The following is a 12,287-nucleotide window of genomic DNA, read 5'->3' on the forward strand; positions in this document are numbered from 1 at the left end:
GCCTCGGACGGCAGCAGTTGCCGGCCGAGGCCGTTTTTATTCCAGATCAATCAATTGCCGAGGTTTGACAAACCCGCAAAACCCGTGTTTTCCGGCATCAGGCAACTTGTCGTCGCTGTAATGATAGAGCCACATTTTCGCTTTAATAGCGGGACTCAGGGATTTAAGCTGCTCGTAATGCGCATGAACACCACTGGGTACGTCCGACGTTTCACAGTCATGGAAAATTAATTGCGACTCAACGTAATAAGGCATCAGCAAATGTTCATTGAATTGGGTATCCGCCGTGATAAAGTATTGACGTTCCTTGATTCTTATCAATAATCCGTAACTGGGAATTAAATGGCCATCGGAAAACGCGTGTATGGTTTGCACCAACTCAAGCACGGCGCCTTCCCACGCGAATTCCTGGCCATCAGCCAATGCGTGAACATCAAAAAAACTGGCCAAAGTGGCTTTTTCATTCTTTAAAGTATCCATTCCTCCTGATAAACAATGCTGCCACAAGGGATCAGCCAAGGTATGGTGAATAATTAACGAAGGCTTGCTTTTTTGACTTTTGAATTTACGATTAAATCCCAGCCATTCCAGACCACCGGCGTGATCGGCATGCAGATGACTGATGTATATGGCATCAATATCATCCGGGCAAAGCTTGGCCGCCGAAAGCGAAAAGCGAATATCGGTACCGCAGTCAATCAGTAGTTTTTTACCGGAATCGGCCATCAAAACCATATTGGATTGAAAATTACCGACACTTTCGGAAAGTCCGCTGGCACTGCCTAAAAATAATAATTTCATGATCCTGACCTATTTTGTATCCATGTCCGGAGTTAGGGCGTTCGAAGACAGCAATCGATTGGCATACATTAACCGTTTTGCCAAAACCTTAACAATACTTTTATGAAAAAGCGCCGCAAGCTCCGGTTGTTCAGACATAAGCGTTTTCAAAACATCCGACGTAAAACGGTACATGAGACAACGATTCGCGGCGACGACGGATGCCGAACGTGGTTCATTCAGGTACAGACCCATTTCACCTACGATGGCTCCCGCCCGAATACGCCGCAATCTTTTTGCATTGCCGGTACGAAACGCCACGATCACCTCCAACTCCCCTTCCGCCAGCCAGAACAGCTCCTTGCTTTGCTCTCCTTCATGGCAAACCACGTCATTTTTCTTAAACTCCAGTTTGTCCGCGTATTTTAACAGGGTTTGGGCCTGTTCAATTCCCGGGAAAGACATGGTAAAAAGCTGTATCAAATCATGAGGTATTGCGCAGTGATCCATTAACAGCCGGTTTTCACACCATTCCAGGGCATGATCCAGATCGTTGACGTTCATAAAAGGCAGTTGTTCATGTTCACTAGCCGCAAAACGCTGAATTTCCCCGGATATATTCTCCGGTAAACCGGTAAACAAAACCGTAATATGGCGCTTTCGAGTGTAATGCAACAAATTAACAAAACCAATGGTTCCCGACACCTCTATTCCTGTCGCATGACGGAAGTTAATAATCAAATACGTGTTTTTTTCAGCAATAGAATCGTAGATTGGACGGCCTTTCTCGCCCTGATGCTTAACTTCCACAATGTCATTGAGTTTATCTACAATGCTGCTGATCATTTCATAAACATTTCCGAAAAAGAGATAACCCCGTACGCTAACAATCAACAGATTATTACCAAACTGCTCCAGAATGGCTTTATCAAACTCGTTGCGCTCCACGTTGCTATGCAGAATTTGACCGGATACCATGGACGCGATCACGGGAATGCGGCTGTAGCGAAAAAAGAAAATGGCTAAAGACAACAATAATCCCACGAGGATACCGACTAACAAGCCGAAAATAGCAATAATAACTACGATAGAGAGTACGATAAGGTAATCGAGCCATGAAATTTTATGTTTTATGGAAATCATCCAGGCGACCATAAACTCCAGGCCGATATAGATCAGCAAGGCACTGAAAATAAACCGGGGTAAACACGTTAAAAACCCGGTACCGACAAAAAGGGTCGCCAGGCAAACAAAACCGGCTAACACTCCGACCCATCGGGTAGCAACCCTGAAATTAAGATTTGTTTTTGAAAAACTTAAGACCTGATAGCCTCCAAAACCACCAAAGAGGGAGGAGACGACGTTCGCTAATCCTGTTATTTTTAATTCACGGTTAACATCCATGCTCTGCTTGCTGCTCATTTCAAAACTTGAAACGTTCAGTAACAAGCTGATAATTCCAAGAACGCTTACCGCAAAAAATTCGCCGATGTATTGGCCCAGTAATCCCCACTGTACACCAAAACCCAAAGCGGAATTCGGAAAGAGGCGTAAATGACCTTCCGGAAAAGGCCCCATCATCCAATTGTAATTTCCAGCCTGTTCCAGGGAAATACCGCTGATTAACAAATAACCGTAAAAAACAAGAAATCCGAGAATTACCATGACCGGAAACACTTTTGTACTGGGAATAAAGGACTCGGCCAGCAAAATCATCAAACCATAAATACCTGGCAACAACCAAATCAGATAATGCTCGCCGCTCCATAAATGCCGTGCCGTATCCATAATCGAGTAGGTTGCGGTCAGCGAACCGAACGTGCTGCTTAGGATTAGCCAGCCCGTTCCGGCTAAAAATCCCCCGATCACCGGATAAGGGATAAATCGCACCAGTTTACCAAGACGTGCGACACCTAAAAAATACATAGCCAGTCCCATCAACAAAGCCATAATTGCGATGGCGCAAACAACCGTGCCCAACATCTCTTCAACGGATCCGTTTTGTTGCATGGTTTTTGTCACGGACATGGCAACCAGCGCCGCGTTGACGGCAAATATATCCTGCGTGGATGCAATGGAATACCTTGAAGAGCTAAACAGGGCGACGGCGATGAGCAGAATGCCCGAGCCGACCAGATTGGCGGAAATACCATACAACAAATACTGGTGCAGACTGTCGCTATAAACCAGAAATCCGAATGAAATACCGTCTACGGCGATTAAAACACCTAACATGAGTCCTGCAAACAGGATTTTACTGTTGTTCAGAAGCTTCATTCCATTGTCAGCTCGTCTAGAGGTATTCATTGATATCAATGCTGGAAGATACCCCTATATGGTTAAAATTCTGTTCAAGCCACGTGGTTGCCAACTCACGACCCACATCATGCAGCAGCAAAATAAATTCCCAATCCGTGTTAAATTTACTGGCTACCGACGAATCCTCCATCGCCTTGTCGGCTCTGATGGCGTGAATGAGCATACGTTTCATTTTTTTAGCGTATTCCTCTTTTAACCAGCCCTCGTCCAGCATTTTACTTACAAAGGCTATAGCACGCATTTCCCGCATCAAAGACGAGTTAAAGCTGATTTCATTGATACGGTTGATGATTTCAGAGGCCGATTGCGGTACTTCTTCCCGCTGAATCGGATTGATATGCACAATTAAAATATCACGACTTTTGGAATTATAGATTAAAGGGTACAGAGCCGGATTACCCATGTAACCACCATCCCAATAGGATTCACTGCCAATATTGACGGATTGAAACAGATAGGGCAGGCATGAGGACGCTAAAATGGCATCGAGGGAGATTTCTTCATTATTAAACACCTTGATCTTGCCGGTTCTCACATTGCTCGCGGAGATATGCAAGCGAGGTGATTTACACGTTCTTACCTGTTCAAAATCAACCATGGATTCCAGAATATCGCGCAAGGGATTAAAATTGATCGGGTTAAATTGGTAAGGTGAGAATAATTTTGTCATCATATCAAACAGGAAATACGTCGGGGAAAGCTCGGGAGCAATATTTAATAATTGCTCATACTGGGTAATGTGAACCGGGCTGTAAATTTGACCTACGTCGCTGATTTCCTTCCAGAAGCGATGCAGTAATTCCCGCGCCCCCCGATTACCGCCGCTTGCTATTCCCTGAGTCAGAATAACCGCGTTCATGGCGCCGGCACTGGTGGCGGAAATACTGTCAAACTCAATACGCCCGTCTTCCAGAAGCTTATCCAAAACCCCCCAGGCAAGAGCACCATGAGCACCGCCTCCCTGTAAGGCAAGGTTAATGATTTTTGTTTTCCTGGCCATGAACGCTTCCTTATTTCAAATGACTCACAAATCATCCCGGATCAAAACCATAAACGGGTAGTTTGAGGAGTCTGGATAAAGCAAGTGCTTGAATTAAAACTTTTTTTAATTATAAAAAAAAATTTTTCATAAGCCCTGATTTCATTCTAAGCATAAGCAGACTTATGGATACCGTCAAGTGACGCGCCTTCTTGCGGACAGGCTTGACCTTCCATTACACTGAACGGGAATGGACTTTATAGGGAAATAAACCATGACACTGGAAAACCGGGAACAAATACGTAAGGAACTGGAGAAAGCAAGGGCACTGGTTCATCCTCACAGCCGAAAGATAGAGGATCTGTCCGCACACATTGATAACGAGGAATTTCTGGAGTCGATACGTCATCTCAACAGGCTGACCAACATTCTGGCTAAAGAGCCGGTAACCAGATCGAAATCGGGCGCGCTTCATTTATTTTCAGCCACATCTCAAAAAATTCCTGTAGGCGAAATATTTCGGTTACTCAAAGACGGTTACGAAGGCAACCTCAATCGATATTTACAGGAAATATTATCCAACGCCACCATAGGTATCGGTATTGTTCCTCAAAACAACCAGGATAAAAACAGCCGTGAGATCCTGGAGGTTAAAATTCAGGTCGCCGCCACCGCGATAGACAATTACGCGGGTTTATTAACCATGATTCTGGGCCAGAGCAAATTCTCCAAAAACCAGGAAAAAATTATCGGCAAGGCGCATAAGGCGATAAAAACGTCAGCCGGAAAATTCCAGGTGTTACGAATCAGTTGTGACCTCAAGGAGTTAAGAAGCCATTGTGCACAATATATGGAAGAGCATGCACCCGTAAATTGTTTTAGCTCATTTGGCTGTTTTTCATCCAGGCCTTCCAGTCAATACAAAAGCCTTATGGACTGGTTTGAGGGTATTCGAACCGAGGCTCTGGCCGAGCAGGAACTGATAGGCGCTGTTTATTATATTCGCGCGAACATTGATAAAATCAGTAATAAATATGAGAGAAATGCCTTGCGGGACAGTCTGGATGCGGTATGCGGCAAATACGGGTATCCGGTCCATACGGACACGGAGGTCAATGGGGCGTACGTAACACCGTTTATCAATAGAGCGTTATACCTTGGTATGGACTGGCCAGGCAAATTTCAACCGGACAATATCGGCCAGACAACCAACCTGAAATTAGCGGTATAACGACTTTTATCCTGATCGGCGCTGACGGACCACCTCATACAAGGAAGCGCCGGTTGCCACCGACACATTGAGACTGTCCACGCTGCCCAGCATGGGCAAGGCAAACAAACCGTCGCAATGTTCCCGGGTTAAACGTCTCATCCCGCTGCCTTCCGCGCCCATCACCAGCGCCAGTGATGATCTGCAATCCAGTTGATAAAGTGTTTGGGATGCTTCACCGGCCGCACCATAGATCCACACACCTTGTTGCTTGAGATTTTCCATGGCGCGTACCAGATTAGTCACCCGCACCAATGGAACGGATTCGGCCGCACCGCAAGCCACTTTGCTGACCACCGGCGTCATGCCGGCGCTCTTGTCCCTGGGTATAATGACAAAATCCACGCCGGCCGCATCCGCCGTTCGCAGACAAGCACCCAGATTATGAGGATCAGTAATGCCATCGAGAATCAGAATGAGTGGCGGTTGCCTGGCCGAAGTGAGGAGGGCCGTTAAGTCCGCTTCTCCAAACTCCGGTAGCACTCCGGCTGCGGCAACCACACCTTGATGCGTAAAACCACTAAAACGCTGATTCATAACCTGTGCCGACATTTTTTCAACGGGGATATTACGTTGAACAGCCGCATCGAGAATCGCCTGCATCTTTTGATCCGTGCGGTCAAAATTGACGTACAACGCTTTGACAGGACGATGCGGGTTCCTCAGCAGCGCTTTTACCGCATGCAGCCCATAGACCAGGTGCTCAGTCATTCACAGCCTCGTTTTCGACCGGTTCAAAATCGATTTTCCGCTCATCGAGATCGACCCGGGCGACCAGAACCGTCATTTTATCGCCCAAACGATAGACATGTCCGCCGCGCTCCCCGACCAGGCGATGTTTCACCGCGTCAAAAGAGTAATAGTCATTGCGTAACGACGTGACGTGAACCAGCCCTTCCACATAAATATCATCCAGTTCCACAAAGATACCAAACCCGGTAACGGCCGAGATCGTGCCTTGAAATACCTGCCCCAGCTTGTCCTGCATGTATTCACACTTAAGCCAGGAGACCACTTCCCGGGTAGCATCGTCCGCTCGCCGCTCGGTCATGGAGCAATGCTTGCCGTACCGGTTCATATCGTCTTCGCTGTAAACAAAGGCTTCCCCGGCGCTATCGTCAATCAGATGGCCAATCGCCCGATGGATCAGTAAATCAGGATAACGGCGTATGGGCGAGGTAAAATGGGTATAGGCACTGTAAGCCAGACCGAAATGCCCGTCATTGCTTTCAATATACTGCGCCTGTTTTAATGAGCGTAACATCACCGTTTCAATCAAATGTTTTTCCGGCCTGTCCCCAACTGTCGCCAGCGTTTTTTGAAAGTCTTTGGGCGTCGGTTTTTTACCTCCGCCCAAAGTCAGCCCCAATTCGCCCAAAAATTGCCTGAGCGCTATGATTTTGTCTTCTTCCGGAGCCGGATGAACACGATACAGAACAGGAATTTTGGCTTTTTCCAGAAAACGCGCTACTGCAACATTCGCCGCCAGCATACATTCCTCGATCAAACGATGCGCATCGTTTCGGATGACCGGTACGATACGCTCTATCTTGCGCTGGGCATCAAATTGAATACTGGTTTCGGTGGTGTCAAAATCCATGGCGCCACGGATTTTTCTGGCCTGGTGCAGCGTTTTATAAAGGTCGTGCAATGATTCGATCATTGGCCACAACGCCTCATATTCCGTATCGCACCGCTGCCCGGCAAGCCACCGGCCCACCTGGGTGTAGGTTAATCGGGCATGGGAATGAAAAACCGCACGATAAAACCGCGAGCGGGTTATTTTTCCGTCGGCGCTGATGGCCATTTCAGCCACCAGACTGAGTCGGTCGACTTGCGGATTTAAGGAACAAATACCGTTGGATAAAGCCTCGGGTAACATCGGCACAACCTGGCCGGGAAAATATACGGAATTTCCCCGCCTGGCAGCTTCCTGATCCAAAGCGGAATCCATAGCCACATAATGACTGACATCGGCAATAGCCACAAACAATTGGAACCCGCCCTTGGGTTTCCGGTAACAATACACCGCATCGTCAAAATCCCTGGCATCCTCACCGTCTATGGTCACAAACGACAAATGCCGCAAATCGGTCCGTCCCGCTATGTCATTCTCATTAACATGCTGCGGGATTCGGGATACCTCTCTTAATACATCTTCCGGCCAATGTGCCGGGATACCATGGGCATGGATGGCCACTTCTATTTCCATGCCGGGAGCCATATGGTCTCCCAAAATATGAATGATTTTGCCAATGGCCTGATTTCGTCTGGTCGGAAAGGCAATGACTTCCGCCAGCACCACCTGACCATTCTGGGCGCCGCCGGCAAATTCCATTGGAATGGAAATATCCTGAGTCAACCTCTTATTATCAGGAATCAGGAAACCAACACCGTGTTCGGTAAAAAACCGGCCGACCACCGTCGCGTTAGCGTGCTCAATCACTTCGTGGATTCGCCCTTCCGGCCGGCCACGCCTGTCCACGCCGCTCTGATAAGCGAGCACCACATCACCGTTCATCACGGCTTTCATGTCCTTGGCGGACAGCACCATATCATCGCCACCCGCGTCGGGAATAAAAAAACCAAACCCGTCCGGATGGCCTTGAATCGTGCCTCTCACCAGGTTAATACGGCCAAGAAGACAAAAACGCCCCCGACGATCCTGCATAAGCTGGCCGTCTCTTACCATCGCCTTGAGGCGAAAGCCCAGCGGCTCCTGCTCATGCTCGCAAATATCCAGTTTCTCAATAAGTTGATTACGAGAGATCGGACGACCATATTCTTCCAGCACCTTCATGATCAACTCACGGCTGGGGATTGGTAATTTGTATTTTTCCTTTTCCCTTTTATAAAAAGGATCTTTGTGTTTTTTATTCACGGCCCACTTTGATGAAATAGAAATTCAAGTCAGTCTACCACCTATTCTTCGGAAGACGGTAATTTAAAACCGTTGCCGCCCAAATAAGTCATTAATTTTGACAAGGTCATATCCTCACCGGCCCAATAGGTACCTGCCGCTTTGGCGGGCATACCAACATCTGACCATTGACACACGGCTATGACACCCGCGCAGGGGATTTGCTGTTCATGGCCGGGTCTGGATTCAATACAACTTAGTTCAAATGATTTTTGATCAAGGGCAAGAGCGGACCATTTCCCGCTTTGCAGGCGGCTGCTCCAGCCGGCGCTGGCGCCTGGCTCCGAAACCGGATGAGTAATCCATAAATCCGCATCGGATAAATTATGGATCAAAACAAGCTGTGGTTTCCTGGCAGACAGCGTTACCGACTCACCCTGTACGGCAACGGATCGGCAGGAGGGCGGCGTTTTTTCTTCGGCATGCACGCCAACGGAAACCAGAAACAGCAGCAATAACGAACCCAAATACTTCATTCAGACATCTCCATCAATGATTTTGCACAGAACCTAGAAATTGAGTATAAAATAAACTAGTCTTAATAAAAAAAACAGGATCTTTATTGTGCGATGGTCTTTGCTAGTATTATCCTTGTTTTTAAACAATTGTCTATTTGCGCAAAAGGTTATCATCGGCACCATGCCGGATCACCCGCCTTTCAGCATGCTCGCCGATGACCACTCCCATTTTTATGGTTTTGAAATTGATTTGATGGAAGCCGTCTGCAATCGTGCCAACCTGCAATGCGAATATGTGGCCATGGAATTTAAGGACTTGTTCATACAATTAAAAGCCGGGAACATTACCCTGGCTGTCGCCACCATAGACATTACCGAAGAACGCGCCGGGAAGTTTCTGTTCAGTATCCCCTATCTATGCAGCAAGGTGCAATATATGACGACCATGTCAGCGCCCATTTATTCCATACCGCAACTCGTTGACAAACGAATTGGCATCTTAAAAGGTTCGGATTTAAAAATGATTGTTTTTCAGCAGCTTAATGGCAAAGCGACTGTGTTTGACTACCCAACCGCCTCGTTGCTTGTTGACGCGCTGGGCCATAACAATCTGGACGCCGTTCTGATGGATGGAGGAACCGCGCAATACTGGGCGGATAATAATGCCAATATGTTCAAACTGGTAGGCCCCAGAATTTTTATGGATACCGGCTACGGTATTATGGCCAATAAAAATCAAAGCCAACTTATCAACGCGATTGATAAAGCCTTACTGTCTATGGAAAACGACGGAACCTACCTGCAAATTTTTACCAGGTACTTCAGTGAGATATCCAATTAAATCGCAATACGACGAAGCACCAGGCTCTGTTTTGCGTTCATCTTCAGGCATGGTAAACTAGCCGTTTTCAAAAAAATGAAGCCCATGACCTCTATCATCGACGCCATTGAACCCCTGCACCGTAACTGTATTATTTCCTGGAAACAAAGCGGCATCAGCTACTCTTTCCATGATTTTTTAGGGTTGGTGGAAGAAAACCACGCCTTTAATTATCAGTTATGGCACGCCGAAGATCGGGCGAGGCGGGATGATATGGGCTTTGAATTCGTCTATCGCGCCAAGCGCGACATTGATCATTTCAACCAACAACGCAATAATCGTATGGAAGCTATGGACGAATGGCTGGTTCAATCGCTGCGACCGGTCGCCTCGGCCCAGTGCCCTGTGCACTCCGAAACACCGGGGATGATGATTGATCGCCTGTCCATCCTGGCCCTGAAAGCCTACCACATGAATCTGCAGGCCGAACGTCCCGACGCGTCTTTGGAGCACCGGCAAACCTGTCGGCAAAAATTCACGGTGATCATCGCCCAGCAACAACAATTACTGGCTTGTCTGCGTCAGTTAATCAAGGACGTAGAAGCCGGACAACGAACGTTCCGAGTTTATCATCAATTTAAAATGTACAACGATCCTACATTAAACCCCGAATTGTATTCGAGCTGACGACATCAACCTGTTTCGGTTTCATACCGATACCGATATCATCTTTGCTATAGGTTTTTTTACTTGTCTTGCTTGTTGCCAGGGGAGGGAAAAAGGAAAGGGAAAATGAGCGGGGGATCTTCGGACGTTGGGAATCAGGCGTCGGCTCGCTGGCAGGCCCTGATTCCCTTATCGACGAATCAGCCGAAGGAACAAGGGGAAGCAATTCCGGCTCATCGATATAAGGTTCGATATCCGGCTGATCTTTATCTTCCTCCCTGCCAAAGCTGGCTGATTTTTTTACATCTTTGGCAGGAACATCAACCTGATCAGGCGGCGTACGGCCAAAACCTCGAGTCAACGCGTTCAAGGCCAGAGCCAGAGAATAAACCAGCGAACTGAATACCGTAACACCCAGCATAATCGGCGTATCGTGATAATGCCCCTGCTCATCCCGCTCCTGAAAAGGATTCATGGTATAGTCCACCGATTTGGACCCTTTTCCAAGGCCTGAGAAAAAGGAACGTACCACTTCAAACCATTCCTGGAAAAAGAATTGCGGAGACGGATCAACCACCATGCCATTCTCAAGGATTGAATCAATTTCCACATCCAGATTCAGCTCCTCGACATCGGGAATACCGCTTTTCAGCGTTTTGAGTATGTCCTCTAACCGTTCATACGGCTCATGCTCCTGCTTTTTCTTTTGCCGGGAATTATGAATATAATTTTTGATCAGGGAATGAATAATAAATCCGAGAAGACAAGCCATGCCCAGCGAGACACCAACAATCAGAAGCAGGGGCGGGAAAGGCGTTGACGTCAGCAATAAAATCGTTGCGGTAGTAAACAGAAGGCTGGCAACGGCCGAATAAGCGGCCAGGCCGTTTTTAGCACCGACTAACAGGGCAGAGGAATAAGATAACGTGGACAGGGATTGCAAGCGCTGGCGTTTTGCGTTGAGAACCCCTTTTTTCTCGTCGAGTTCCTGAAGGATTTGCGTTTGCAGCTCTTCCAGATCTGCCCGTATTAACAGATCCTCTTTGCTATCAGACAACTTGGCGAGCTGTTTTGAAATACCCTGAAGCTCACGCAATAACTCGACTATCTGGGGACCCAGCTCTTTATTGCTTAAAGCCAGCTCCACTTTCGCTTCGGTAATTAACAACTTGCGCTGATAGTCGTATTCTTCATAAAGGCGGGTTGCAATCAGGCTAACTGCGTAAATGGCGGAAAACGCCACCATCATCACAAACAGCGGCCAGGCAACGGGGGCAAGAAACATCGTACCGACAAATAGATAAAGGCTGTCAATCACAGCACCCAGCGCAACCGAACCAAACGCGGCGATTCGGGTATTTTTACTTTGCAATTGTAATTGCTTGCGATACCGCAGGCACTCTTCCTCAGTGAGTTGGTGGGCATCCTGAATCTTTGCCAGCAATACCGCGTTCGCCTTCATCATGTCTTTGCGGTTTTTTTGCATGCGCCGCATCCACAGGCGATTTAAAATGGCCACCGCGCCAAGACACAATGACGCGGGAACCAGCATGGAATTCAGATCAGGCCCGCCCAGCACGTTCATCATTTGCAAGGTGCTGCGCAAGCCTTTGTAGGTGTTTTTGGATCCCTTAATCACATCGCGAAGATAAGGCCATACCGTGGCAATATAGCGCTTGAAACGATTTTTGTCCTTATCGTCAAAATAATTGCCCAGCATGGCCAAGGTGATCAGGGTGATGCTTTCCGTTGCAGCCACGGCAATACCGGCCGGGGTCAACAGCAATTCATGCATGACATCGGAAGAGGAAAGATCACTATTGGTCAGAGCAAGGTCTATCCAGTATTTGAGGAAACTGTAGGAATTACTTAAGCCATCCAGCGCGCCATAAAGGGCATAAATAAGCCGCAAATCATGCAGACGTTTTGCCATGCGTCGGCTTTTCGTATCCATTCTGCCGGCAATCCGGGATACATAATTTAACTTATGAGGCGGTTCAATTTTTTCGACAGGGATTGTTTCGCTCACAATGATCTACAGGTGTAATGCCTAAGATGGAGCAGATTGTACTTTA

The 12,287-nt window shown here is 47.4% G+C and carries 10 protein-coding genes; 3 read left to right on the forward strand and 7 right to left on the reverse strand.

Annotation, left to right across the window (positions count from 1 at the left end; genetic code table 11):
- Positions 1-36: 36 nt before the first annotated feature.
- The 3 genes from CKW05_RS14865 to CKW05_RS14875 are packed head-to-tail and all read right to left on the reverse strand — an operon-like array spanning position 37 to position 4,099.
- Entirely contained in the window at positions 37-801 is a 765-nt protein-coding gene (locus tag CKW05_RS14865) for an MBL fold metallo-hydrolase (RefSeq protein WP_058482011.1), read from the reverse strand.
- A 9-nt stretch (positions 802-810) separates the two neighbouring features.
- On the reverse strand, positions 811-3,087 hold the full coding sequence (locus tag CKW05_RS14870; protein WP_082642686.1) for a SulP family inorganic anion transporter: 2,277 nt from the start codon (positions 3,085-3,087) through the stop codon (positions 811-813).
- A complete protein-coding gene (locus CKW05_RS14875; protein WP_058482013.1) occupies positions 3,074-4,099 on the reverse strand; it encodes a patatin-like phospholipase family protein in 1,026 nt (341 codons plus the stop codon). Before CKW05_RS14875 ends, CKW05_RS14870 begins: the two co-directional genes overlap by 14 nt.
- A 253-nt stretch (positions 4,100-4,352) precedes the next feature.
- Here CKW05_RS14875 and CKW05_RS14880 point away from each other — a divergent pair, with 253 nt between their 5' ends.
- Entirely contained in the window at positions 4,353-5,309 is a 957-nt protein-coding gene (locus CKW05_RS14880) for a hypothetical protein (RefSeq protein WP_058482014.1), read from the forward strand.
- Between the two features lie 6 nt (positions 5,310-5,315).
- Here the strand turns inward: CKW05_RS14880 and rlmB are convergent, their stop codons facing one another.
- The 3 genes from rlmB to CKW05_RS14895 are packed head-to-tail and all read right to left on the reverse strand — an operon-like array spanning position 5,316 to position 8,744.
- Entirely contained in the window at positions 5,316-6,059 is a 744-nt protein-coding gene (gene rlmB / locus CKW05_RS14885; RefSeq protein ID WP_058482015.1) for a 23S rRNA (guanosine(2251)-2'-O)-methyltransferase RlmB, read from the reverse strand.
- Entirely contained in the window at positions 6,052-8,229 is a 2,178-nt protein-coding gene (rnr, locus tag CKW05_RS14890; RefSeq protein ID WP_058482016.1) for a ribonuclease R, read from the reverse strand. The genes rlmB and rnr overlap by 8 nt, the downstream gene beginning before the upstream one ends.
- A gap of 41 nt (positions 8,230-8,270) precedes the next feature.
- The gene (locus CKW05_RS14895; RefSeq protein ID WP_058482017.1) at positions 8,271-8,744 is read right to left on the reverse strand and encodes a hypothetical protein; all 474 of its coding nucleotides are present in this window, start codon (positions 8,742-8,744) and stop codon (positions 8,271-8,273) included.
- 88 nt (positions 8,745-8,832) lie between these two features.
- Here CKW05_RS14895 and CKW05_RS14900 point away from each other — a divergent pair, with 88 nt between their 5' ends.
- Together CKW05_RS14900 and CKW05_RS14905 are read left to right on the forward strand one after the other, a co-directional pair.
- A complete protein-coding gene (locus tag CKW05_RS14900; RefSeq protein ID WP_058482018.1) occupies positions 8,833-9,567 on the forward strand; it encodes a transporter substrate-binding domain-containing protein in 735 nt (244 codons plus the stop codon).
- 84 nt (positions 9,568-9,651) lie between these two features.
- Positions 9,652-10,233 carry a DUF4254 domain-containing protein gene (locus tag CKW05_RS14905; RefSeq protein ID WP_058482019.1) on the forward strand — a complete coding sequence of 194 codons (582 nt, stop codon included), beginning with the start codon at positions 9,652-9,654 and terminating at the stop codon, positions 10,231-10,233.
- Here CKW05_RS14905 and CKW05_RS14910 read toward each other — a convergent pair.
- A complete protein-coding gene (locus CKW05_RS14910; protein ID WP_133141148.1) occupies positions 10,202-12,166 on the reverse strand; it encodes an AAA family ATPase in 1,965 nt (654 codons plus the stop codon). The two genes, CKW05_RS14905 and CKW05_RS14910, sit on opposite strands and share 32 nt — an antisense overlap.
- Positions 12,167-12,287: the final 121 nt, after the last annotated feature.

It is taken from the genome of Legionella spiritensis (genome assembly GCF_900186965.1).
GTDB classification, from domain to species: domain Bacteria; phylum Pseudomonadota; class Gammaproteobacteria; order Legionellales; family Legionellaceae; genus Legionella_C; species Legionella_C spiritensis.